The 25,238-nt window shown below is 50.0% G+C and carries 23 protein-coding genes; 14 read left to right on the forward strand and 9 right to left on the reverse strand.

From position 1 onward, the window contains the following. Positions 1-25: 25 nt before the first annotated feature. The 4 genes from FJM74_RS05445 to FJM74_RS05460 all read right to left on the reverse strand — a co-directional run bounded on the left by FJM74_RS05445 (position 26) and on the right by FJM74_RS05460 (position 4,785). A complete protein-coding gene (locus FJM74_RS05445) occupies positions 26-1,423 on the reverse strand; it encodes a HAMP domain-containing sensor histidine kinase (protein WP_187261558.1) in 1,398 nt (465 codons plus the stop codon). Continuing rightward, positions 1,420-2,103 carry a response regulator gene (locus FJM74_RS05450; protein WP_187261559.1) on the reverse strand — a complete coding sequence of 228 codons (684 nt, stop codon included), beginning with the start codon at positions 2,101-2,103 and terminating at the stop codon, positions 1,420-1,422. The genes FJM74_RS05445 and FJM74_RS05450 overlap by 4 nt, the downstream gene beginning before the upstream one ends. 1,233 nt (positions 2,104-3,336) lie before the next feature. Further along, on the reverse strand, positions 3,337-3,696 hold the full coding sequence (locus FJM74_RS05455) for a DUF1801 domain-containing protein (protein WP_187261560.1): 360 nt from the start codon (positions 3,694-3,696) through the stop codon (positions 3,337-3,339). 447 nt (positions 3,697-4,143) lie between these two features. Next, the gene (locus FJM74_RS05460; RefSeq protein WP_187261561.1) at positions 4,144-4,785 is read right to left on the reverse strand and encodes a DsbA family protein; all 642 of its coding nucleotides are present in this window, start codon (positions 4,783-4,785) and stop codon (positions 4,144-4,146) included. An 876-nt stretch (positions 4,786-5,661) separates the two neighbouring features. Here FJM74_RS05460 and FJM74_RS05465 point away from each other — a divergent pair. The 5 genes from FJM74_RS05465 (at position 5,662) to araA (ending at position 13,107) form a co-directional block, all read left to right on the forward strand. After that, positions 5,662-6,387, forward strand: a complete 726-nt coding sequence (locus FJM74_RS05465) for an NUDIX hydrolase (protein ID WP_187261562.1) — start codon at positions 5,662-5,664, stop codon at positions 6,385-6,387. A gap of 74 nt (positions 6,388-6,461) precedes the next feature. Continuing rightward, entirely contained in the window at positions 6,462-8,186 is a 1,725-nt protein-coding gene (locus tag FJM74_RS05470; protein WP_187261563.1) for a ribulokinase, read from the forward strand. 8 nt (positions 8,187-8,194) lie between these two features. After that, the gene (locus FJM74_RS05475; RefSeq protein ID WP_187261564.1) at positions 8,195-8,893 is read left to right on the forward strand and encodes an L-ribulose-5-phosphate 4-epimerase; all 699 of its coding nucleotides are present in this window, start codon (positions 8,195-8,197) and stop codon (positions 8,891-8,893) included. A 756-nt stretch (positions 8,894-9,649) separates the two neighbouring features. Next, on the forward strand, positions 9,650-11,524 hold the full coding sequence (locus FJM74_RS05480; RefSeq protein WP_187261565.1) for a sodium/sugar symporter: 1,875 nt from the start codon (positions 9,650-9,652) through the stop codon (positions 11,522-11,524). A gap of 83 nt (positions 11,525-11,607) precedes the next feature. Beyond that, positions 11,608-13,107: an L-arabinose isomerase gene (gene araA, locus FJM74_RS05485; RefSeq protein WP_187261566.1), complete on the forward strand. Its 1,500-nt coding sequence runs from the start codon at positions 11,608-11,610 to the stop codon at positions 13,105-13,107. A gap of 197 nt (positions 13,108-13,304) precedes the next feature. On the opposite strand, the gene FJM74_RS05490 is transcribed toward araA, so the two are convergent. Continuing rightward, positions 13,305-13,967 (reverse strand): HAD family hydrolase, encoded by a 663-nt coding sequence (locus FJM74_RS05490; RefSeq protein ID WP_187261567.1) that lies wholly within the window; start codon positions 13,965-13,967, stop codon positions 13,305-13,307. A gap of 671 nt (positions 13,968-14,638) precedes the next feature. On the opposite strand from FJM74_RS05490, the gene FJM74_RS05495 reads away from it, so the two are divergent. The 5 genes from FJM74_RS05495 (at position 14,639) to FJM74_RS05515 (ending at position 18,603) form a co-directional block, all read left to right on the forward strand. Continuing rightward, entirely contained in the window at positions 14,639-16,087 is a 1,449-nt protein-coding gene (locus FJM74_RS05495; protein WP_187261666.1) for a phytoene desaturase family protein, read from the forward strand. 24 nt (positions 16,088-16,111) lie between these two features. Continuing rightward, positions 16,112-16,660, forward strand: a complete 549-nt coding sequence (locus FJM74_RS05500; protein WP_187261568.1) for a hypothetical protein — start codon at positions 16,112-16,114, stop codon at positions 16,658-16,660. 198 nt (positions 16,661-16,858) lie between these two features. Continuing rightward, positions 16,859-17,221: a nuclear transport factor 2 family protein gene (locus FJM74_RS05505; RefSeq protein ID WP_206684002.1), complete on the forward strand. Its 363-nt coding sequence runs from the start codon at positions 16,859-16,861 to the stop codon at positions 17,219-17,221. 35 nt (positions 17,222-17,256) lie between these two features. Further along, a complete protein-coding gene (locus tag FJM74_RS05510; protein WP_187261569.1) occupies positions 17,257-17,607 on the forward strand; it encodes an MmcQ/YjbR family DNA-binding protein in 351 nt (116 codons plus the stop codon). A gap of 108 nt (positions 17,608-17,715) precedes the next feature. Continuing rightward, positions 17,716-18,603: a dienelactone hydrolase family protein gene (locus FJM74_RS05515; RefSeq protein ID WP_187261570.1), complete on the forward strand. Its 888-nt coding sequence runs from the start codon at positions 17,716-17,718 to the stop codon at positions 18,601-18,603. A 26-nt stretch (positions 18,604-18,629) separates the two neighbouring features. On the opposite strand, the gene FJM74_RS05520 is transcribed toward FJM74_RS05515, so the two are convergent. From FJM74_RS05520 to FJM74_RS05535, 4 genes are all read right to left on the reverse strand, one after another. Further along, complete coding sequence (locus FJM74_RS05520) at positions 18,630-19,091, reverse strand: RES family NAD+ phosphorylase (protein WP_187261571.1); 462 nt, start codon at positions 19,089-19,091, stop codon at positions 18,630-18,632. After that, positions 19,088-19,516, reverse strand: a complete 429-nt coding sequence (gene parS / locus FJM74_RS05525; RefSeq protein WP_187261572.1) for a type II RES/Xre toxin-antitoxin system antitoxin — start codon at positions 19,514-19,516, stop codon at positions 19,088-19,090. The genes FJM74_RS05520 and parS overlap by 4 nt, the downstream gene beginning before the upstream one ends. 104 nt (positions 19,517-19,620) lie before the next feature. Further along, on the reverse strand, positions 19,621-20,172 hold the full coding sequence (locus tag FJM74_RS05530; protein ID WP_187261573.1) for a hypothetical protein: 552 nt from the start codon (positions 20,170-20,172) through the stop codon (positions 19,621-19,623). Position 20,173: 1 nt separating this feature from the next. Then, on the reverse strand, positions 20,174-20,644 hold the full coding sequence (locus FJM74_RS05535) for an RNA polymerase sigma factor (protein WP_187261574.1): 471 nt from the start codon (positions 20,642-20,644) through the stop codon (positions 20,174-20,176). A gap of 352 nt (positions 20,645-20,996) precedes the next feature. On the opposite strand from FJM74_RS05535, the gene FJM74_RS05540 reads away from it, so the two are divergent. The 4 genes from FJM74_RS05540 to FJM74_RS05555 all read left to right on the forward strand — a co-directional run bounded on the left by FJM74_RS05540 (position 20,997) and on the right by FJM74_RS05555 (position 25,209). Beyond that, positions 20,997-22,028 (forward strand): aldo/keto reductase, encoded by a 1,032-nt coding sequence (locus tag FJM74_RS05540; protein ID WP_187261575.1) that lies wholly within the window; start codon positions 20,997-20,999, stop codon positions 22,026-22,028. A gap of 461 nt (positions 22,029-22,489) precedes the next feature. After that, on the forward strand, positions 22,490-23,203 hold the full coding sequence (locus FJM74_RS05545; RefSeq protein WP_187261576.1) for a tetratricopeptide repeat protein: 714 nt from the start codon (positions 22,490-22,492) through the stop codon (positions 23,201-23,203). A 91-nt stretch (positions 23,204-23,294) separates the two neighbouring features. Beyond that, positions 23,295-24,002 carry a tetratricopeptide repeat protein gene (locus FJM74_RS05550; RefSeq protein WP_187261577.1) on the forward strand — a complete coding sequence of 236 codons (708 nt, stop codon included), beginning with the start codon at positions 23,295-23,297 and terminating at the stop codon, positions 24,000-24,002. 328 nt (positions 24,003-24,330) lie between these two features. Then, positions 24,331-25,209, forward strand: coding sequence for an OmpA/MotB family protein (locus FJM74_RS05555; protein WP_187261578.1), 879 nt, complete (start codon positions 24,331-24,333; stop codon positions 25,207-25,209). Positions 25,210-25,238: the final 29 nt, after the last annotated feature.

Raw genomic sequence — 25,238 nt, forward strand, 5'->3', positions numbered from 1 at the left:
AAAGGAGATTAAAATGAAATTAAATTCACAATTTGTCCTTATCCGGAATAAAGGCGTAGGCCTGTGGGAGAGATAGGGTCACCTCAGTGCCCTGGTTTATTCTGGAGGAAACGGTAATATTGCCTGCATGCAGTTTCAGAATCCGTTCTGTAAGCGGCAGCCCAATACCATGCCCTATAATATTTCGCACGTTGCCTGCCCTGAAAAAAGGTACAAAAACATTCCGCAAGTCTGCCTCGGCAATTCCAAGCCCTTTGTCCTTCACCTTCAGCAACACGTCGCGTTTGGTAACAGAGATGAGTACTTCAATCGGATGCCCTTCAGGAGAGAACTTCACGGCATTCTCCAGCACATTTAAAATGGCGATCAGCAGGAGCGCCTCATTTCCTTTTACAACCAGGCGGTCTTCCTCATCAGGAAAATTATTGAAGTTGATATCGAACTTTGCGCGCGAATTGCGTTTCAGGGCCTGGTCGTGGGCCTGCCACACCAGTTCGTCGAAGCGCAGAAATGATTTCTTGATCTTGGAAGAATCTATACTGGCCTGGGCAATCTGCAGCAGCCCGTTCGACAGCTCGGTCAGCAGGCGTGCATCTTCCAGGATTGAATGCAGTACCCGCTTATACTCCTCTTTGTCACGGTCGCTCATCAGGGCTACCTCCAGCTCGCCGATCATAGTGGTTAGGGGGGTCCGGAGCTCATGCGAGGCATTAGACACAAACGTACGCTGCATTTCGAAAGCCCGCTCCAGCCTGTTCAGCATATTGTTAAAGGTCTGGGCCAGTTGCGACACTTCATCTCTGCCATCGGCATTGGTTAAGCGGGTATTCAGCTCCGAGACGCTGATCTTCTCCACTTCGCTCACCACTTTGGTAATTGGCCGGAGCGCCTCTTTTGCAAATGCCCAGCCGGCCAGCAGCACCACTACCAGGGAGCCAAACCACCCTCCTATCAGTATATACTTGAGGTACTGCATCTTTACCAGGTTATAGGCATCTACAGACGAGGCCAGTACAATAAAGTCGCCTTCATTGTCGGCAAAGGTAATGCCCACCAGCTGCCGTGCCCCCTGCTCGTAGTTGTGCCGGCCATTGACCCTGATTTTTTCCAGGATCTGCGGGCTAACTTCTAGCTGTTCTTCGCCATCGGCAAAAACCAGTTCGCCGTTCATTTTGAAAACCCTCACCACCTCATAAGGCAGCTCCTGGTAATACCTGATCTGGTTCCTGCGCTGGGTCTTCTGGTCCACTTCATCGGCATCCAGCACATAATTGGCTATAATATGGGCACGTCGCTCTATCCGCTCATAAAAATCGTCTTTCCGGTACAGCGAGTTAAAGTAGTAAATAACCAGAGAGAACAGCAGCAGTATAAAAGCAAATATGGCCGAAAACTGCAGCGTTAGTTTGGTTCTGATCTTCATGCTGCACTCTCATCTTTTAGCACGTACCCCATCCCCACCATGGTATGAATAAGCTTGTTGGAGAAATTCTTGTCAATCTTCTTGCGCAGAAAATTAATGTACACATCTATCACGTTGCTGCCGGTATCGAAGGAGGTCTCCCATACGTTCTCCACTATATCGACCCTCGACACCACCCTGCCCTTGTTGCGCAGCAGGTAGTATAGCAGCGAAAACTCACGGGCCGTAAGCGTTATCTGCTGCCCGGACCGGGTCACGGTCTTTTTTACCATGTCCATTTCCAGGTCGCCTACCAGCAGCTTTTCGGCGGGTGCCACGTCGCTGGAGCGCCTGTTCAGGGCCCTGATGCGTGCCAGCAGCTCCTTAAACTCAAAAGGCTTGGTCAGGTAATCGTCAGCGCCTGCATCGAGCCCCACAATTTTGTCATCGGTCGTGCCCAGCGCCGTCAGCATCAGGATCGAGACGATGTTATTCTGTTTCCGGATCTGGCGGCAAATATCCAGGCCACTCACATTGGGCAGTATCAAGTCCAGGATCACCAGGTCATATTCGTGCTGCAGGGCCAGCTTCACCCCAAAAAATCCATCATAGGCCAGGTCTACTTCATAAGCTTGCTCTTCGAGCCCTTTCTTAATAAATGATGCCACTTTGGGTTCGTCCTCTATCAGCAGTATTTTCATGTAGGTGGGTTGACGTATATTTCTGAAAAATAATTTACTTCTTTATTAGAATGCAGGTACCTGACTAGGAAACCGAAACAGGGAAACCGGTCGGCCCGAGATGGCCTGAGAACCGAACACTTTTCTGCCTATTTCTAAAATGCCGAAGGCTTTCCTTCCCCAGGTGCTCCTCCAACCTGATTTTTAGAAAGGTGGAGTGCTTTTGAAGCTGCCAGAAAGCAAATCTGCCAGCCTTTCTAATTTGGCGAAGCTCTAATCCAATACAGTCGCAAAACGAAAATTGTTTGTAAAAAGACATGCGAATACCTGACCTTCGGTGAAAATAAGTTATTTGAAATTCCGGAAGCGGGGCCAAATAATATGCCGGAAAGTGACGATGCTGGCTTTTTTGTATTAAAAAATGCCTCTGGCCGCTCGCTACACCGATTATTCTAATCAAAACACCCCTCCGGAGCATGCTGCTGCACTCGATCCATTCTTTTAGCGGTACTGCCTCACCTGTGGCCTAACGCGCAACAGCGCAAAATTGAAGATTTAACCCGCTTTGGCCAAAAATAAGTTTCATCCTTTGTAGGATCTGTTACAGGTGCTTCCCATATCTTCCGAAATCCCGCACCCGTGCTTACAGCGGTATTACCGTGAGCGACGCAATAGCTTGTAGCTTAAAAAGGAAAGCAGCCGGGATGAGCGTTTGGACATGCTGCACCCGCCCGGTGATGCCGGGGCGGCAGTACTGGAGGGAGTTATGAACTTGTCTGCCCGGCCTGCCGGCGAATACCCCTGCTCCTCTGCACCGGCATTATAGCCGGCGACTTTATCCCGGAAATCGAATTTGTAAGGCCACTTACTACAGGACACAGGACATTAGACCCAAGATTTTTTCATAATCTGAACTAATCAAATGTTGCGTTCCGATAAGTTTTGTCACGGCCTATATATGCGAAAAGGCCTTCAGACTGAGGCAAAACCTTAAAATCCTGCCGCCAGGAACGCTGCGGCAAATGATCTTGGCAAGGTGGAACGAGCCGCTGTAAAAGCTGCGACAGGCGAAGCCGGAGAATGACCCGCGCCTCTGGACTTTAAGCCGGAAGCAAGCAGACGCTTATGCCGCAAGACCTGCCTCAGCAGGAAACCGACCATGTGAAGCAGCAAATGCCAGCGGCCATGTAGCAGGGGCAAATGCACTAGTCCCCGCGCAGTTATACTGCCTGACCGGATGCTATGGCTTACCTGTCAGTTTTGATTAAGGGAAACAGCCTGCCGGATAAGCTCTTCAAAATAATCCGGATCGATATCGTCGGGAGATCTTAAAATGATATGCGGGAAACCTCCGTTTCTGCTCACCAGGCGTTTAGCCGGGTCAGCGAGTTCTGCCCCTCTGAAAAAACCCAGGTGCAGGCAGTTGCGTGAAGAGGCAAAATAGCAGACAGGCCCGTAAAAAAAATAACAGGGGTTGTCCCAGCGGAAGGTTTCCTCTAAGTGAGGCACAGCGGATTGAATGATACGTCGTACTTCGATTGCCAGTGTTTGCTTTTCGGGCTGCAGCGAGTCCAGGTAATGATCTACCTGGTTTGGTGTGGTCTTGGTCCTCATAAACTGTTTTGCTTAGCAAAAAAGAGTTAAAATAATTCTCTAAATATAATTATTTGCTAATATTTAACAAACATACGCTCCCTTTTCTTGCTGCCGGAAAGCTAAATAAAATTCTCACCGGTGTGGTAACAGGCAACAAACCTGGCACTTGCAAAACATCTCTTAATTTTACTACCGGCAAGAAGAACGAAGGTTGCCACTCCTTAAAGCCTGCCAGCAGGAGCAGGAGCAGGAGAAGCAGCAGGACGAGGTACCCGAAGGGCCCTTTTGATTAGAATAATTGCTTTTTAGTCGCCCTGGAAGATAGGAAAAAGCCGCACCTGCTGAACAGAAAGCCAACAGGCCATTAACCGCAAAAAAAATAAGGAGGAAGTTTTTCAGGTGAAAGCGACAGGAGAACAGACTAAAGGCAGGCATTAAGAGAAACAGGGAGAACCCGCTGCAGCGTCAGGCGCGTCTCTCCAGGTGCTGCATTAGTTTATCTTCCAGCACATCCAGTTCACAAAAACCTTTTACCAGCAGTTCCGGCCCTTGCGGCCCATCCAGGAAAACGCTCGGGAAGTTGGAGGCCCCTATGCGCTCCACATACTGAAACTCCTGCTCCAGTTGCTCCATGATGGCCTCCGACTCAAATAAGGTATAAAACAGATTTTCAGAAATACCGAAAAGCCGCATCACTTTGGCCAGGTTGTAGGGCTTGGTAAGGTCGAGCCCGTCGGCATAAAAAGCAGAATGCATGGCTCTGAGCACTTCCAGAGTGAGCACGGGCCGGAGAAGTCTTGCCGACAGAAGCGCCCTGCAGGCAGGCTCCGTGTTGTAGACATAATGCTTTTGAAGAAAGAACCTGAAATCGAAGGGAAGAGGTGCGCGCTGCTGTACCCGGTGCCAGCTCACGGCCAGCCGCTCTTTTTCTTCTGGCTGTAGAGGCTCCGTGGCATAGGCCTGCAAATCGCCGATAAGCACTTTCACCTGCAGCCGGTTATGCCACAGCGCCTTGAGCCGCCGCATAACCGGCGTAAAACCGTAGCACCAGGCACACATGGGGTTGGTAACGTAAAGGAGCGTTGGCGATTGGGGAGCTGTCATCATTCGGTTGTCTTTTGTTCTGTATATGTATCGTACGGGCAAGCCTTTAGGTTGGCTGAAAGATCAGAGCAGCCAACCTGGCCCCATTTACTGGCATGCGGCTGCTACAGACCCCGGCCTGCCGGACAAGTTAACTCACTTGCAGGTGGCTTGCTCTGTAGAACATACTTTGCCGGAGGCATGGTGCTTCATAAACCACGCGGCCAGGTGTCCTTCCTTTTGAGCTACTACATACTTACAGTTCCTTAATATACAATCTTTTGCCTATCCATATCTAATATGATACTTTAAAGCATTTCCTGCTAAGTCTACAGGAACCTTACTATAAAGAATTGCTTCCATCAGTGTTTTTTTAAGCAATACAAATAGGCCCAGGCGCCGCCTCCTACATTCCGAAAAGCTTCAGAGAAACCGGGCATAGCCGCAAATCGCTATATAGCGTATACAAGAAGTAACAGAAGAAGTGGTTAGCAGCTTCTCAGAAGCCTTAACATCCTCCCGTGATCTTTTTTCCTGTGGCAGGATCTTTCGTGGGCTCTTGACAAACGACTGGAGGAAGAGAATATTCAATTTTTAATCAGGCGGTTTTAACCCAGGCATGACCTGTTGCACAACCGAACATAAATACCATGCTAAAGGGTCGGCACCGACCAATAAAGCCAGCAAACAGGGAACAGATTCAGTAACAGGAAATTAAGCTTCGGAAAAGAACCTTTCAAAGAGCTAGGCGACCAAGGGCTGCACGAACGGTAGTTATTAATATATAAATCAAAGATTTACTGATAAAATTTCTGAATAATCAACAGAAGTATTTGAAAAATTTGAGTTTACGCATATTTTTTTCAATATAGCAGAAGCAAACAATACAAAGCCTATATAATGATTAAATATTCTGGCCAGACCCGCATACTGGTAGCTGTTGACTGCATAATTTTTGGCTTCGATGGGGAGAACTACAAACTACTCCTGGTGCAGCGCGGCTTTGCTCCCGAACGCGCCAAATGGAGCCTGATGGGAGGGTTTATTCGTCCGGATGAAACGCTGGAGCAGGCTGCCAACCGAATTCTGAAACAACTCACCGGTCTGGAGAATGTGTACATGGAGCAGTTGCAGGCCTTTAGCAGTCCTGACCGCGACCCGGTTGAAAGAACAATAGCCGTGGCTTTTGTAGCACTCATTGACATTCATAAGTATGAGAAGCAGCTAAGCAAAGAATACCATGCCGAGTGGTTTCCACTCAAAGAGATGCCACACCTTATCTTCGACCATGAGAAGATGGTGGAATTGGCCAAGAACAGCCTTCGCTATAAGGCAGCCTTCCATCCTATCCTGTTCGAACTGCTGCCAGAGAAATTCACCATCCCGCAGTTGCAGGCACTCTATGAAGGCCTCTACGATACCACCCTCGACAAACGGAACTTCAGCCGCAAACTTTTGTCGACAGGCCTGCTCATAAAACAAGCCGACAAAGACAAAGAAAGCTCAAAAAAAGGCGCCTTCTACTATAAGCTGGACCAGAACAGGTATTTGGATGATTTTCAGGCATTTCTAAACTTCATCCCAAAGCCAGACAAGTTTCTGATCAACGAAACTACGCTTAACTGACCAGAATTAGTTAGATAAAGCTTTTATTTAATATTTATAAGTGTTATTTTGACACAAAATTAAATTTTATAGCCTTGAATAAAGAATCATATGTTATCGGAGTAGATTACGGCTCAGATTCTGTGCGCTCCGTACTGGTAAACGCTGCCAGCGGCCAGGAGATTTCTTCTTCAGTATACTACTATCCCCGCTGGAAAGCAGGCGATTTTTGTGAGCCTGCCGAAAACCAGTTCCGTCAGCATCCGCTGGATTATATGGAAGGCCTCGAGCACACCATAACAGATTGCTTGGCCAAAGCCGGAGACCCCGCCATCGCCCAGGCGGTAAAAGGCATTTCTGTCGACACGACTGGCTCCACCCCTGTAGCCGTAGATAAAGCCGGCACGCCGCTGGCGCTGCTCCCAGGCTTCGAGAATAATCCAAACGCTATGTTCGTGCTCTGGAAAGATCATACCGGCGTGCACGAGGCCGCAGAAATTAACCAGCACGCCACTAAGTTCGACACCAACTACCTGCAGTTCGTGGGCGGCATCTACTCCTCGGAGTGGTTCTGGTCGAAGCTGCTGCACGTGCTGCGGGTTGATGAGCAGGTACGCCAGAAAGCCTACTCCTGGGTAGAGCACTGCGACTGGATTCCGTTCCTGCTGACAGGTGGAACAGACGTATCGCAGATGAAGCGCAGCGTTTGCGCTGCCGGGCATAAAGCCCTGTGGGCAGCCGAATTCGGCGGTTTACCTCCTGAAGAATTCTTTGCCACACTCGATCCACTCCTGAAAGGCTTCAGAGAAAGACTTTTTGAAGACACCTATTCTTCTGACGTAGCGGCAGGCACCCTGAGCCCCGAATGGGCAGAGCGCCTTGGCCTTACAACAGAGGTAGTGGTAGGCGTTGGTGCCTTTGATGCCCACATGGGGGCAGTTGGTGGTCAGATAGAACCTTACTATGTGAGCAAGGTAATGGGCACCTCCACCTGCGACATGGTAGTAGCGCCGTTGCAGGATATGGAAGGCACCCTGGTTAATGGCATCTGCGGGCAGGTAACAGGATCTGTGATACCTGGCATGCTGGGCCTGGAAGCCGGCCAATCCGCCTTCGGCGATACGTATGCCTGGTTTAAGCGGCTGGTCATGTGGCCGCTGCAAAATCTGCTAACCGACTCCAACGTAGTGGATGCGGAAACAGCCAGGGCCCTGGTAGATGAAATATCAGACAAAGTGTTACCAACCCTGAGCGACCAGGCAGCCGCCTTACCGCTAACCGAGAACAGCGAGTTTGCCCTCGACTGGTTTAACGGCAGGCGCACGCCAGATGCGAACCAGATGCTGAAAGGCGCCATTGCCGGTCTTGGTTTAGGCAGCGATGCGCCCCGCGTGTTCAGGGCGCTGGTGGAGGCAACCTGTTTTGGAGCCAAAAAAATTGTGGATCGCTTTATTGAGCAGGGGGTTCCTGTGAAAGGTCTGATTGGTTTGGGTGGCGTGGCCCGCAAGTCGCCCTTTATCATGCAGATGATGGCTGATGTCATCAACATGCCGATCCGGATACACCGTTCGGAGCAGACCTGCGCAATAGGAGCCGCCATGTTTGCCGCCACGGTGGCAGGCATCTACGCCAGCGTTGAAGACGCCATGGATGCGATGGGCCAGGGTTTTGATGCAGAGTATACCCCTGATGCCGCCCGTGCCGCCATTTATGCCAAACGATTCCGCAAATTCACGGAGCTCGGAAATGCCATAGAGCAGCAAACCATCAACTCAAAACCAGAAGAGGTTTCAGATACGCAAGAAGAGGCTGTAAGATAATTAAACCAATGGATAAATATCAGGATATTAAAGAAGCTGCCTACCAGGCCAATATGCAGCTGCCCAAACTGGGTCTGGTGCTTTTTACGTTCGGCAACGTGAGTGCCGCCAACCGCGATCTGGGGGTTTTTGCCATTAAGCCAAGCGGCGTTCCCTACGAAGACTTGTCGCCAGAGAAAATGGTGATTGTGGACTTCGACGGCGTTACCGTAGAAGGAAGCCTCAGGCCATCTTCTGACACCAAAACCCATGCCGTGCTGTACAAGCACTGGGAGAAAATCGGCGGCATTGTGCACACGCACTCTACCTATGCCACCGCCTGGGCACAGGCCCAGCGCGACATTCCGATTTACGGAACCACCCACGCGGACCATAACACCTTCGACATACCCTGTGCGCCGCCCATGAACGACGAGATGATTCAGGGAGACTATGAGTACCAAACCGGTTTCCAGATCATGAACGCCCTGGAAGCAAAAGGCATGAGCTACGAGGAGATGGAGATGGTGCTGGTAGGAAACCACGCCCCCTTTACCTGGGGCAAAACACCAGAAAAGGCCGTATACAACAGTGCGGTGGTGGAGGAAGTAGCCCGTATGGCTTACCTGACAGAGCAGATCCGGCCAAGCGTACCCCGCCTGCAGGATTCCCTTATCCGGAAGCACTACGAGCGCAAACACGGCCCCGACTCCTATTATGGCCAGTAATCCGTGACTTCCACGCTGGCAATTTCTTAAAAATTTAGAACAGACCTGCTGTTTCAGTTTAATCCCTGGCGCGGCAGGTTTGCTTTTTAACTGTCTGCCCCATAGATAAATTACCTGAATGAAATGGCGCTCCCTAAATGCTATCTCACGTCTTTTACTGCTGCTTAGTTGCGGAAAGGGTTATATTAAAGTACTGGTTTAAGTCATCGCAGCCTAAAAGCTGCTAATTTGATGCTTACCTGGAGGTATATATTCACTGCCTGGCTACAAATTATTAGAATGAAAATGACCTTCAGGAGGCGCATATGGCTTCACCCCATCCCTTCGATTCTGCCACCATTACCAGACTGGTACCGGCGGCCCGTCTAAGTACATGCAAGTAAATTTTGTCGAATAGAAGCGTAATTATTCCAATGAAATAGGCCCTCCAGAGTCTTTTAACCCTTATCCCCTGGTCCTTTATCTGTCAGAAAATAGTTGAATGTACTTAATAAAAGTATCAAATAGTACCTGTCCCTTTCCATTTTTAAACCACCATTGCCAATTCATTATATTAACACCTTAGCAGCTTCCTACTTTATGTAAGGTGGCCGAAAACAGAACAAACAGACGTATTTTCATCTATTTAAAAAAAACAGCGCACTATTTCACTGTCATGTGATTGGCGTAAAAGAAAATTCCTATATTTAAATCAAATTCTAAAAACTGTTTAAACATCGCTAATTCACACATCTTTACACAACACAAAACCGACAAATGAATTCTGGATTCTCAACACTGGATTACATCGTCTTTATTCTCTATGCCTGCGTCATCATCTTTATGGGACTCTGGGTATCAAGATCGAAAAAAGGGGTGGAAAAGACGGCACAGGAATACTTCCTGGCAGACAAATCGCTCACCTGGTGGGCCGTTGGCGCGTCGCTTATAGCCGCTAACATCTCGGCAGAACACTTTATTGGAACCTCCGGCTCCGGCTTTGCCATTGGTCTGGCCATCTCGGCCTACGAGTGGATGGCGGCGCTGGCTCTTATTATCGTAGCCAAATATTTCCTTCCTGTTTTTATTGACAAGGGCATTTATACCATGCCTCAGTTCCTGAACGAGCGCTTTAACCGTGGTGTGAGTACCGCTTTTGCCGTGTTCTGGCTGCTGGTATACGTGTTCGTGAACCTGACCTCTGTGAGCTACCTGGGTGCCCTGGCCCTGGAGCAGATCATGGGCGTTCCGCTCGTGTATGGCATTATCGGCCTGCTGTTATTCTCAGCCATCTACTCTATTTATGGTGGTTTGGAAGCTGTGGCCTGGACCGACGTAATTCAGGTGTTCTTTATGGTAGGCGGCGGTCTGGTAACCACTTTCCTGGCCCTGCAGGCCGTAGGCGAAGGCGAGGGTATTTTTGCCGGCCTGTCCAACATCTACGAAAAAGGCAGAGACCACTTCTCCATGATCATCCCTGAAGGCCACCTGATGATACCGGACGGCTCCGGCGGCCAGAAAGATGCCTTTATCGACTTGCCGGGTATTGCCGTAATTGCGGGTGCCATGTGGGCCACCAACCTGGGCTACTGGGGTTTTAACCAGTATATCATTCAGAAAGGTCTGGCTGCCAAAAGCATTAACGAAGCTAAAAGAGGCCTTTTGTTTGCCGGTTACCTGAAACTCCTCATGCCGATCATCGTGGTAATTCCTGGCATCACAGCGTATGTGCTGATCAACGGGCACACCCCCGAAGAGCTGGCAGCTATATTAGGTAAGCCAATAGAAGCGGTGGGCACCATTGCCAAGTCTGACCAGGCGTACCCCTGGCTGCTGAAAAACTTTGTGCCGGAAGGCGTACGAGGGCTGGCTTTTGCGGCTCTTGCGGCGGCCATTGTTTCCTCGCTGGCTTCGATGGTGAACAGTACCTCCACCATCTTCACCATGGACATTTTCAAGCCTTATTTCAGCCCGAACGCCAGCAACAAAGTGCTGGTGCGCGTTGGCCGTATAGTAGCTATTGTGGCGCTTTCTATTGCCGCTTTAGTTGCTCCGCAGCTCGCTTCCCTCGACCAGGTGTTCCAGTACATTCAGGAGTATACCGGCTATATTTATCCGGGTGTGGTTGCCGTGTTCGGTATGGGCCTTTTCTGGAAACAGATCACCCCGAATGCCGCTCTCTGGACGGCCATAGCTACTATTCCGGCTGGTATTATCTTCAAAATAATCAGTCCTGATATGCCTTTCCTGCTCCGTATGGGCTATGTGTTCATCATTCTGTGCGTTATAGCCTGTACTATCAGCATGCTGGAGACGGGTGCTAAAGTTAAGATGGCGCTTCCTGATGAAAAACGACAGCGTCAGCTTACATCGTATTCGTACGTGTTCTTCGCCCTTGGCCTGGTAGCCCTGGTGCTGACCATTATTTTTGCGCAGGAATACAGCCACCTGGCCATCGAAGCCGGTTACTTTATGGCTGCCATGCTTATCATGATCGGGATTATTCTCTACACCAACGCACGGGTTGAACTGGCCGATAAGCGCGCCATTGTATCTGACCCTACCTTGTTTAATACGGGCACACCGTTTAACCTGGGAGCTATTGGAATTGTAGTTATCCTCTTCCTGATTTATTACTTCCTCTGGCATTAATTAAAAAGGTGTTTACTAATGTAAAGTTGGTAAACACCTTTTTTTAGCCTTTATTTGTTATTGTATAATAGACAATTATTATCATGATAGATTTAAAACAATTTGAGGTCTGGTTCGTTACAGGCAGCCAGGATCTTTATGGCGAAGAAACGCTGAAGCAGGTAGACGAGCATTCAAAGCAGATTGCCGAAGGTCTGAGCCAGTCGGCCACGGTACCGGTTCGGGTGGTTTTTAAGCCGGTAGTTAAAAGCACAGAGGAGATTTTCCGTATTTGCCAGCAAGCCAACGTAGCCGAAAACTGCGTGGGTGTTATTGCCTGGATGCACACCTTCTCCCCTGCCAAAATGTGGATCAACGGCCTGAAAGTATTGCAGAAGCCGTTGCTGCACCTGCATACGCAGTTCAACCGCGATATTCCGTGGAGCACCATCGACATGGACTTTATGAACCTGACGCAAAGCGCCCACGGCGACCGTGAGTTCGGGTTTATGGTGTCGCGCATGCGCATAAACCGCAAAGTAGTGGTAGGCCACTGGCAGGAAGACGAGGTGCAGAAAGAGATCGGCAACTGGAGCCGTGTGGCCTGCGGCTGGTACGACTGGCAGGGAGCCAAATTCGTGCGCTTCGGCGACAACATGCGCTTTGTAGCCGTTACCGATGGCGACAAAGTGGAGGCTGAGCTGAAGTTCGGCTTTGCCGTAAACACCCACGGCATCGGCGATTTGGTACAGGTAATCAATAAAGTAAGCGAAGAGGCTATAGATGCTTTAGTAGCTGAATACGAAGAAAAGTACACTATTGCAGAGCCGTTGAAAGAAGGTGGCGCCCAGCGTGCCTCTCTCCGTGAGGCTGCTAAAATAGAGATCGGCATGCGCACCTTCCTGCTGGACGGTGGCTACAAAGGCTTCTCCGACACCTTCGAGGACCTGCATGGCATGCCGCAATTACCCGGTATTGCCGTACAGCGCCTCATGAACGAAGGCTACGGTTTTGCCGGCGAAGGCGACTGGAAAACTGCTGCCCTGGTGCGAGCCATGAAAGTGATGGGAAGCGGCCTGGAAGGTGGCAACGCCTTTATGGAAGACTATACCTACCACTTCGAGCCAGGAAACTCTCTGGTATTGGGTTCCCACATGCTGGAAGTTGACGAGTGCCTGGCAGCCGACAAGCCTTCCTGTGAAATTCACCCGTTGGGCATAGGCGGCAAAGCCGATCCGGTTCGGTTGGTGTTCAATGCCAAAGGAGGCCCTGCGCTGAACGCCTCTATTGTGGATATGGGCAACCGTTTCCGCCTGATCGTGAACGAAGTAGAGGCTGTTGATCCGCAGCAGGACCTGCCAAAGCTGCCAGTAGCCCGCGTGCTCTGGAAACCGCTGCCTGACATGAAGACTGGCGCCGCTGCCTGGATTCTGGCCGGAGGTGCCCACCATACCTGCTACAGCCAGAACATCACGGCGGAGCAATTGGAAGACTTCGCTGAGATGGCCGGTATTGAGTGTGTGATCATAGGCAAAGACACCAAACTGAGCCAGCTGAAAAATGAGCTGCGCTGGAGCGAGGCTTACTTTCAATTGTACCGCTAGTGGCTGCGCCAAATTAAAAATTAGAAATGATGGTCAGGGTATTCTCTGCTCCAGCATAAACGAAAGAAAGAGCGGGCTCACACCCGCTCTTTTTTTCGTTTATAACTTGTGCCAACAGCACAATAACAGCAACAGACTCCAGCGCCAATTATTCTAATCAAAAAGGTCCTCCGGAGGCTCTGCTGCTGCTGCTCCATTTAGAAAAGTTCTTTTACCGAAGGGTCGTTGTAATCGGTAATAAAAAAGAGAATGTTGTCGTAGCTGCTGAATTCATCTTTCTCGTGGGTGGTGGTGAGCACCACGCATGGCATGCCTGCGTTTCTGGCAGCCTCCACTCCTTTTGGGGCATCTTCCAGCACAATGCAGTCGGCTGGGTCCACTCCAAGCAGCTGCGCCGCTTTCACAAAGGTTTCCGGGTCCGGCTTGCTCTCGTTTACATCGTCGGCACTGACTACGGCATCAAAAAAATGGCGGATGTTAAGGTTGTCGAGCACGAAATCGATGTTAAAGGGGATGGCGGCAGATCCTACGGCCATTTTAATGCCCTTTTCATAGGCCTGCTCCAGCACCGCATCGAGGCCATTTATTAGCTTCAGGTGCTCAAAGTAGGCTTTCTGGTACCTCCGCTCCTTCTCAAAAGAAATTTCGGTTACCCTGTCTTCCGGGAAGTGCTCTTTCCCGAAGATCCTGGCCAGCACTTCGCTGTTCTTGCCATACATGTGGCCCTTTACTTCGTCATAACTCAGCTCCGCTCCCAGGTCCTCTGTCAGTATCTGGTGCCAGGCTTGCGTATGGAATTGCATATCGTCAATCATCGTTCCGTTCAAATCGAACAGGAGTGCTTTTGGTGCTATTTTCATTGTTACTAAAACTGGTTTGTGGCAATCTAAAACATCTTTCTGAAATTTTCAGGAAAAGGTTGTACAAACTGGCCGCAAAAAGCAGGCCCGATTAAAAGCCCGTCCCTGAATCCGGTGAACAGCAGCAGGAGCAGCAGCATCCTGGGGAAGGGCAAAATCATTGGAATAATTTGATTGTTAGTTGCTGATTGCTGAATTGTTATATTGCTGATTTTATAGACAGCAACAGAACTTAACGGGATTCAACATGTGATTTGTTCTCATTGTGAAAAAATCTTATGCCTTATGTCCTGCGTCTTGTGTCCTGTAGCAGATGGCCATACAAGTTCGATTTCCGGGAAGTTAAGTCACTTTCTATAATCCTTGGGTGAAGGGGCTTGTTTAATGATTCCGGCATCAGGAGCAGCAATACCCTTTGGAGGGCCCATTTCATTAGAATAATTCGGACTGGGTCAAGCCAGGGATAAGCAGCCGGTAAAAAATCCGAAATTACTATAAATGTGTCTTCGCATCCTTTTTAGAAGGAGGATTATCCTATATTTGTTTAGACGGGAACAGAGCAGAAAGCTGCTGAATTTACTTCCGAATATCTTAATCAAATAAACTGCAAAAAGATCATCAGAAGTAAAGCTGCTTCTGCCACAACATTTAAATGCGCCAATTTGAAAAAGCTGGAGAAACGGGATTACGATGCCATAGTAGTCGGTTCGGGACCAAACGGACTGGGAGCCGCCATTACGCTGCAACAGGCCGGTTTGTCGGTGTTGCTGATCGAGGGGAAAGATACCATCGGCGGCGGTCTGCGGTCGGCGGAGCTTACCTTGCCTGGCTTTGTGCACGATATCTGCTCGGCCATTCACCCGCTGGCCGCCGAGTCGCCTTTGTTTAAAGCGCTGCCACTGCACGAGCACGGCCTGGAGTATATCTCTCCTCCCATCTCCGCAGCCCACCCATTCGACAACGGTACTGCTGCGGTGCTAAAAAAATCAATGGCCGAAACGGCCCGGCTGCTGGGAGCCGATGAGCAGGCCTACCTGCAGCTGATAAAGCCGCTCGTTTCCGACTGGCCAAACATTGCGCACGCCACCCTCGGCCCGCTTACTATTCCCGGCCACCCCATTGCCATGGCCCGTTTTGGCCTCAATGCCCTTACCTCGGCAGAGCTGCTAGCAAAAATCCGTTTCAAGACGATGGAGGCGCGCGGACTCTGGGCAGGCATGGCGGCCCACTCTATCCAGCCGCTCAGCAACATAGCCACTTCTGCCATTGGCCTGGTGCTGTTGGCCATGGGGCACCTGCGGGGTTGGCCTGTACCAAAAGGTGGCTCACAAAGTATTGCCAAAGCGCTGGCCTCTTATTTTGTGTCGCTGGGCGGGAAGATAGAGACCGGCCTGTATGTGCACTCACTCCAGCAGCTGCCCTCATCGCATGCCGTGTTGCTGGATGTAACACCCAAACAGCTGCTAACCATTGCCGGGCACCAGTTCTCCTCGCTCTATAAATGGCAACTGCAAAAATACCGCTATGGCATGGGCGTGTTTAAAATAGACTGGGCCCTGGATGGGCCAGTTCCTTTTACAGCACCGCAATGCCTAGAGGCCGGCACCATCCACCTGGGCAACACCTTAGAAGAAATTGCAGCCTCCGAGAAAATTACCTCTGTGGGCATGCATCCGGAGCGGCCCTTCGTGCTGATGGCGCAGCAGAGCCTCTTCGACCCATCACGCGCCCCTGAAGGAAAGCACACTGCCTGGGCCTACTGCCATGTGCCCAACGGCTCTACCACTGACATGACCCAGGCCATAGAGAAACAGGTGGAGCGCTTTGCACCCGGCTTCCGCGACCGCATTCTGGCGCGCCACACCATGAACACGCTACAAATGGAAACCTACAACCCTAACTACATCGGCGGCGACATTAACGGGGGCATCATCGATATTGGGCAGCTGTTTACACGACCAGCCCTGCGCCCCTCGCCTTACCGCACCTCCGCCAAGGGTATTTATATCTGCTCTTCCTCTACCCCTCCGGGCGGTGGCGTGCACGGCATGTGTGGTTACCATGCAGCCAGCCGCGCCCTCCGAGACATCTTCGATCTGAAGCCACTGGCACTGAAGTAACCTTTAATTAACATAACATTTGCAATGGCGATAACTCCTGAACTTAAAAAAGCAGTCAGTGCACTGCCTCATGCCGAAAAAGACAAACTGCTTTTCCGCCTGCTTAAGCTCAACCCCGACCTGGTGGAGCGGCTGCAGTTCGAGCTGGTGGAACAGGGCGACTCCTTGCAGCAGCGCCGCGACGAGGTTGAAAAGTATATTGACGTTATGGTAAGGCAGCAACCTTATTCGCCTGGCTACCTGATGATGGACCTGCGCTCTGCCAATGCCGAGATTACCCGCCACGTAAAGTACACCAAAGACAAAGAAGGCGAGATCCAGCTCACCCTGCACATGCTGCGCCACTGCCTGGAGCTCCACACCGATTTTATTGTAGCCAACCTCTACCGCGCCGATACCCTCCAAACCTACCTGGTGAAGCGCCTGCAGGTAGTACTGCAGAAACTGGGCAAACTGCACGAGGATTTATATGTGGAATATGAGGCCGATGTTAACTACGTGCTTGGAAAGCTACACGAGAAAATAGCGCCCAGACTGGCAGCACAGCATCTGCCGAAAAGCTGGCCGTCGTAATTTTTTCAAATTCTGGACGAAAGCCATTTTTATTATGCTTATATTGAGGATGCCAATGTCAACGGTGTCAAGCTAAAGAAACTGGAAAAACCGAAGTAAATCAGGTATGGAGGGTAAGCATCAGCCACTAATATGTCACGTAGCAGGTGCGGATCAGTTGGGGATCATTGTCAGCAGAAATTTTAGCCATTGAACAACATGACAGAAGAAAAACTAATAGAGCAGTTTCAACAAATTGAAGACACGTTCAATGAAGCTGTAGTATCTAATAGCGTCGACAAAATCAGACAATGTATAACTTCCGATTGGGTACTGGTAGACAGCCAGGGTGGCATAATTCCGCAGGAGAGATTTTTCAGCGTACTTGAGCAGGGATTGCTGGCGCATACAACCATGACTAAGGAAGTATTGAGGGTCAAAGTTTATGGTGACATCGCGCTGGTAACCGGCCGCGGACAAAATACAGGTACCTGGCAAGGGCAGCTGACAAGCCCATGGAAGCCGATGAATGGATTACGGACGTTTATAAACAAGAGGAAGGAAAATGGTTGTGCGTTTTAACGCACCTAAGCCCTGTGAAAAAGGAACAATGACTTATGGTAACGTTGGAGACTTTAAGGAAAATGGCTCTTTCTTTTCCCGACGTGAAGGAAGAACCTCATGTTGAAAAAATATCTTTTAGAGTTAGAAAGAAAATTTTTGCGACCTATGCCGACAAGGAGAAAAGAGCTTGCCTAAAACTTTCAGAAATAGATCAGGACGTTTTTTCTTCAGCAGACAAAACCAATATTTATCCTGTCAGTAACAGATGGGGCAAGCAGGGCTGGACTTTTTTTGAAATGGAATCGGTCAACAAAGACCTTTTTATGGACGCCCTGACCATGGCCTATTGTGAAGTAGCACCGAAAAAATTAAGGGACCAAATAAGACAAAACTATAGCGAGTAAAGAATTGCCAGCAACTCAGGTAAGCGGTTCAGCAATGCTTAGTGCTGCAAACTCGCCATTCCGGCAACCTGTATAACTTTAGTGATAACCTCGACAACAGAAAACCACATGGAAGAAATAAAGAAAGAAACTATCAGCCAGGAAGTATTCGACCTGTATGATGACTACGCGCATAACCGTGTGAACCGACGCGAGTTTATGCATAAATTATCGGCTTATGCCGTGGGTGGTCTTACCGTTGCCTCGCTCATGAGTTTTCTCACGCCCGATTACCAGGGCAACATCCAGGTTAAACCAGATGACCCGCGCTTACAATCAGAATTTGTAGAGTATCAGTCTCCAAAAGGCGGCGGAACCATCAAAGCGCTTTTGTCTAAGCCGGCCGAAGCGAATAAGAAGCTCGGCGGCATTGTAGTGGTGCACGAAAACCGGGGGCTGAACCCATATATTGAAGATGTGGGCAGAAGAGCCGCACTGGCAGGTTTTATCTCAATCGCTCCGGATGCCTTAACACCGCTGGGTGGCTACCCCGGCACCGACGATGAAGGCCGTGCCATGCAAAGCAAGCGCGATAGAAACGAGATGCTGGAAGATTTTATAGCGGCTTACAACTACCTGAAAACCTTCCCGGACTGTAATGGCAAAGTTGGGGTAGTGGGTTTCTGCTTTGGCGGCTGGATCTCGAACATGATGGCGGTCCGTGTTCCTGATTTAGCAGCAGCTGTTCCTTTTTACGGTGGTCAGCCGGCAAGCGAAGATGTTCCCCATATAAAGGCTCCCCTGCTCCTGCATTTTGCAGAACTGGATACACGGGTGAACGAAGGCTGGCCTGCTTACGAGGCAGCGTTAAAAGAACACAAAAAAGATTACACGGCTTACATGTACCCTCAGGTAAACCACGGTTTCCATAACGACACGACCCCGCGCTATAACAAAGCCGCCGCAGAACTTGCCTGGGAACGTACTATTAGTTTTTTTAGTGAAAAACTGAAGTAACCTCGGGAGGTTTCCCGGCCCTGTTTCTACTTCACAAACAATCGCTGATCAAACGTAAACGGCTCTGCTCCTACTATCTCTACCTTGCCAAAATCTCTGTGCCGGGGGTTGAGCAGAAAATTGTGGTTTCCCTGCACCGTGGCTGATGGCACCTTCAGGGTCAGAAACCTGGAATCGAAGACAAAGGCATCGCCTATTTCCTGGGTAGAATTGGGGTGCGGGAACAGTTTCCAATCGCTGGGTAAATCCTGTGGGGCCAGCTCCTGCATTGGCAGCTCATCCGGCACCTTTATACTGATCAGGTAATAATCATCGGGTACGATGCCGAGCGGCGTGTGCACGGCTATCTCTACGGTACACAGGGCTATAGATTCGCTGGTGTAGAGCATGGCCACGCCTTTGCTGTTCCAGCGGCCACCTGCCAGCTCCGCTCCTTTTCCGGAGAGGTCGTTACGGTACCTGCCTTTGCTTAAGCGATACACGATCATGCCAGCACACCATGTTCTATGCGGGTCAGCTCATCTTTTAGCAGGCTGATGCCGAAGGTGGTATCAAGCAGCTCCTTTGGTTTTAGGCCACCCAGGGCAACACTCTGCGACTCGAGCCAGATGTTAAACTTATCCTGGTCGCCAAATACGTCAATGCCCTTGTTGTACACCAGAATCACCTCAATTATTTTTTCAGAATGAATCGGGTCGAAGGTGCGCTTCTCTTTTTTATAGCGCTGAAAGGTGCGCTCCGAAAGGTGCAGGAAACCAGACCATTCATCGGTGCTGAAGGGACTTTTCTCCGCTATGGATTTAAAGGCCTCGTACTTGATGCCCTTTCTGGCCGCGCTTACCAGGGCCAGCATGCTCCGGTCGTCGGTAAGGTCGTAGCTCAGGTTGCTATCTATTTTTAATGTTTCTGCCATGGTGCCGTTATTTTAATCAACTCTCAAGTTACGAAATCTGTCATAATAATAACGTCATTTGTCGTAAAATAGTTTACCACCTCGCAAAGTTGGGGGCCTACCTACTATTCCCCCAGCTCATGTAGCAGTTGCCGGATCTGCCTGATGCGGCTATTCCACATGTTGCCTGACAAGTACACCTGCACCAGCACAAACGTCTGGAAGCCAGCCATCAGAAACAGTTTCTGGGGAGTAAGCGCTACCGCAGACATAAAAAAGAGAAGAAGTGTGAGCGAAAATAGCAGCATGGCCGTGAGCGAAAAAACTTTGGCCCTCATCAACTTTTGGAGGAGCCGTTTCAGAGAATGGCAAATGTCCTGCTCCTCTGCCACCTGCCGAATGGCGAAGTACCCCAACATGTTGCTGCAAAAGTAAAACATAGTACCGGTTACCAGAGCCACATTGGCATAAACAGGCTTTTGGTCGCCGTCAAAAATATCGTAGAAGAAGAGCAGCAGCAACACCATAAAAACTGCTTCTACCAGGAGCTTCAGCTTTACTTTCCAGATTACGGTCAGGTGCTTTTTGTTATGCAGGAAGCCTTCCATGCGCAACTTGTTGCCGGGAGCAGTACCAGCCTGCTGCCAGCTGGCTTTCATTTCTTGTAAATCCATCATTTTAGGCGTTAAGTGTTTGCTTTAATTTTGATTTGATCCGGTTGAGCCGGACACCCACGTTACTTTCGCTGATGCCCATGACCGCAGCAATTTCGTGGTAAGAGAAATCATCGAGGTACAACGAGATCAGCGCCTTGTCTACATCGTTCAGGTTGCCGAGCGCCAGGAACAGCCGCTCCTCCTGCTCCGACCTGCCTGATGGCTCCTGAAAGGCTGGTTCAGGCACTTCGGCGGTAAAACTAACCAGTGGTTTGCTTTTCCGGAAGGTAGCCAGGGCCGTGTTCAGGGCAATACGATAAACCCAGGTGCTTTCTTTGGAGGCATGCTTAAACTGCGGGTAAGACTTCCAGAGTTGGTACACCACCTCCTGAAAAAGATCCTGCCTGTCTTCCGGACTGTTCCGGTAAAGCCGGCAGATCTTGTGCACCACCCCCTGGTACCGGTCCATCAGTTGCAGAAATTCACCTTCCATGTGTTTTTAAATAAAAGATTGAGCGGATGAGTGATTGAGTGAATAGTTCTAAAGTATATTCTAACTTGCCAACGGGTAGCTTGTTTCCTTTATTAGTTGCAGTTGATGGTAAAAACTTACAGTGGCTTGCAGAAATTTTTATGGTAAAGCGATCAGTAGCAGCAGAGGCTGCCTGAAATCCCAAATTATTTGAATGAAAAATGCCCTCCGGATGCTAAATTGCTGCTGCCAGTGGGTTAATCAAGCTGAGCAATTTAGGCACCTGCTTAAATTACTGCAGCAAGAGCTGCCATATCTTAAGCACGGGGAGCCCGTACATTTAATTCTTATGTAACAATCATTCTTACGAACTATGAAATATAATCTCTTAGGCGATACAGGGGTGCTGGTATCGGAACTTTGCTTTGGCACCATGACTTTTGGCGGAGAAGGCTACTGGGAAGCCATCGGCAAACAGCAGATCGGCGAGGTAAATGATCTGCTGAAAATCGCCATCGACGCGGGCATTAACTTCATCGATACGGCCAATGTGTACTCCTACGGGCAATCGGAGCAATTGCTGGGCGAGAGCCTGAAACAAACCGGTATTTCGCGCAACGAACTCTTTATCGCCACCAAGGTGCGTGGGCGCATGGCCCCCGGCGCCAACAATATCGGCCTTTCCCGCTACCACATCATGCAGTCGGTAAACGAGAGTTTGCAACGCCTGCAAATGGACCATATAGACCTGCTGTACGTGCACGGCGTAGACAAGCTGACCTCCGTGGAGCAGGTGGTGCAGACTTTGCATGACCTGGTAACGAGCGGAAAAGTGCGCTATGTAGGCATCTGCAACTGGCCCGCCTGGATGGTGATGAAAGCCCTCGGCATTGCCCGCCAGCACGGCTGGCACGAGTTTGCGGCCATGCAATATTTCTACGCCATCGCCAACCGCGATTCGGAGCGCGACCTGCTGCCACTGGCCGAAGACCAGCACCTGGCTTTTATGCCCTGGAGCCCCCTGGCTGGCGGATTCCTGTCAGGCAAATTTACCCGCGACAAGACCAACACCGGCGGCCAGTCAAGGCGCGACAATTTTGATTTCCCGGTTATCGACAAAGAAAAAGCCTACGACATTATTGACGTGCTGATCCCGATGGGTGAAAGCCGGGGCGTTTCGGCAGCAGAGGTGGCGCTGGCCTGGGTCCGGCAGCAGAAAGGCATTACCAGCACCATTATAGGAGCCAAGAACCCGGAGCAGCTGAAGTCCAACATCCACTCCACCACCTTCGACCTCACAACCGAAGAGCTGCAGCAGCTGGAGGAGGTGAGCAAACCAGCCCCCTCCTACCCCAACTGGATGGTGGAACGCCAGATGCGCGAGCGCTACCCGGACGAGCAGTAGGCTTTTCTTAGATTTGGAGATTTGAAAATGATGGAATTTGGAGTTGATTTTGTCGGGCTCGATACAATAGAAATAGATAGCCACAGTACGTTTGTTGCTGCGCCTATTCTGCACATCCTTTCATCCCGGGAATCCTGATTCAGACAGCAGCAGAAGGCCTGTTGATGCTCGGAGGGGCATTTTTATTTAAATAATTGGTCAGCATCAGCATGTACAGAATGAATGGATAGCCAACAAAGGGGTAGCTGCGAACAATTATGGAATATGGAGCACTTTGGTTTAATCATGTAATCCCTTATTCAGAAAATTCATTTCTGTTGTACATGCTGATGCTGATAAATAATGCTGTGCCCTCTTAAAGCTTTTAGAGTGCCTTTTTAGTATTCTAGAAGAATCAATTTCGCCTTGCAGCACTTTTTTGCCGCCTCAGGCGTTATAGCTGCTAACCAAGAAATTTAATTATGCGATACTGGTTAGCAGTGGCAGGTGCAGTGGCGGTGAGCCTGAGTGCCTGCCATACTCAGAATACTTTAACAGAAACCCAGGCTCAGGATAAAAACGCTTTCACGCTGGCCGATGTCGTGCCCGTGAGCCAGGCACAGACCCAACAGGAAAAGGAGCAGCAGAAGAGGTTCCGGATCGAAAGCATCAAGCGGTTCTCTTCAGCAAAAGCAGCAGCCACCTATTATGTGGCACAGGCTAAACGAAACTTTAACGAGCAAAAAAACGACTCTGCCGCCTACCTGTTTGGCCGGGCCTGGCTCCTCGACAGCACCAACAACGAAACTTTCTGGGGCTACGGGCTGGTATACGGGCAGCAAAAGGCCTACGACAAGGCCCTTTATGTACTTTACCGCGCCCTGGATAAAGACAAGGAAAACTCCCGGCTGTTGACCGATATCGCCACCAGCCACCTCGGCAGGTTCTATGACGAAAACAGCCCCGCCGACCTGCTCCAAAGCAAAAAACTGCTGGAAAGCGCCATTGCAGCCTCTCCCGGCTTTGCCGATGCGTATTATAAACTGGCCATCAGCAGTTATTACCTGCAGGAATATGCCAAAGCCTGGGAGTACCTGCATAAAAGCATTTTGCAGGACAAGGAAATAGCCGACCCTATCTTTGTGGCGGCACTCCTGCAAAAACAACCTGACCCACAGGGCCTTTACCAGCAGTAAAACAGAGGATATACTTGATTAATATTTGTATATGCACTACATTTAGGACTTCCGAAATCAGGAAAATAACAACATCCACTTATTCTTTACCATGAGAAAACTATTGATTGCCGTTTTTGCACTCTTTGCAGCAACCACAACCTCTTTTGCCCAGGAAACTGCCGAGCAGCCAAACCCAAGCGTGCTGCCCATGTTCGGCAACATCCCCAAAACAGAAGCAGAGCAGATCAAAGACCAGAAATTCCTCTCCAGTTGCGACAACAGCTTTAGCACCCGCCAGGAGGCCAGCCAGTTTTTCATGAACCGTGGCTGGGAGTATTTTAACGAGGGGCAGGTAGACACGGCCGTATACCGCTTTAACCTGGCCTGGCTCCTGAACCCCAACAATGCCAACACATATTGGGCGTTCGGGCTGGTAACATTCGGCCAGGGCAAGTTAAGCGAATCGATAGGCTATTATGAGAAGGCGCTGGCAATTGAGCCTAAAAACTCCCTGATGCTTTCTGATATCGCCTCTTCCTACCTGGCGCTGCACGAGGCCGAACAGAAAAAGAGCAAGAAGAAAAAAACCTTCAAGAAAGTTGTGGAATACACTTCCAAAGCCCTGGAAGCAGACTCATCCAATGCTTTTGCCTTGTACACCATGTCTAAGGTTAAATACCAGGAGAAGAAGTACGAAGACGCCTGGGCTTACCTACACAAGGGTCGTGAGCAGAACGTAGCCAACATCGACTTTGTTTACCTCACCAACCTGATGGCCGAGATGCCAGACCCAAAAGGCTTCTTCAAAAACAATTAACTACCCGCTGAGTTTACAGCCGACAAAAAAAGAGACGCACCCCACCGGTAGCGTCTCTTTTTTTGTCGGCACCCGCCCTGCCTTGGAACGGATTTTGTTCGTACTGAGAAGGCTTCACAAAGCGGTCAGCATACATGCCGTAATTGTAAAAAGCAGCAAAACGCTTCTGTTGTTAGAAGGAGGCAGCCTGAAGAAAGTTTCTAATTTTGAATTTAGCAACGTCCTTTAGCACTTTACTGTCAACTGCTAAAAAAACATGACTTTCCATTTTCAAACCATTTCAGGATACTTATATTTGTTTAACTCTTTCGCCTAATCACCATTATTTATGAAAAACCATTTTTACAGAGCATCCCTGTTTCTATTGGCAGGGTCCCTGTCCTTATCGTCGTGTGTTGTCTCCAAAAAAAAGTATGAAGATCTGCTGTCGCGCAAAAATGCGCTGGAGGTAGACAAATCGGGCCTGGAAAAGCAGAAGCAGACACTTGAGCAGCAGAAAGCCACTTTGGAGCGTGACAAAGCCAGCCTGGAGCAGGAGCGCGCTACGCTGGAGCAGCAGAAAAACGAGTACGAGCGCAGCCTGGCGCAGGCCCTGAAGGAAGGAAAAACACTGGGCGAGAACCTGAACATGAGCAAGACCCAGATCGACCGCCTGAACGCCGACCTGAAAGCCCGTGAGCAGCGCCTGGCCGAGCTGCAGCGCATCCTCGACGAGAAAGACAAAGCCGTAAATGCGCTCCGGGCCAAAGTGAGCAGTGCCCTGCTCGGCTTCAACGACAAGGACCTGACCATTAACGTGCGGAACGGCAAGGTGTATGTGTCGCTGGCAGAGCAGTTGCTGTTCCAGTCCGGCTCCACCAAGGTAGATCCCAAAGGCGTTGACGCTCTTCGTAAGCTCGCCGCTGTGCTGAAAGAGCAGCAGGATGTGAATGTGCTGGTAGAAGGCCATACTGACGACGTGCCAATAGCCAGAGGAACGGTAGGCATGCAGGACAACTGGGACCTGAGCGTGCTCCGGGCTACGGAGATTACCCGCATTTTGGCCAACGCCGGCGTCGACCCGACCCGTGTAACGCCTTCTGGCCGCTCTCTGTACGTGCCTCTGGATGCAACCAAAACAAGGGAAGCCCGCCAGAAAAACCGCCGCACCGAGATTATCCTCACTCCTAAACTAGATGAACTCTTCCAGATACTGGAAACGACCTGATCATTTATTAATGACAGAGGGAGCGGATG

This window comes from Pontibacter beigongshangensis, assembly GCF_014332515.1.
GTDB classification, from domain to species: Bacteria; Bacteroidota; Bacteroidia; order Cytophagales; family Hymenobacteraceae; genus Pontibacter; species Pontibacter beigongshangensis.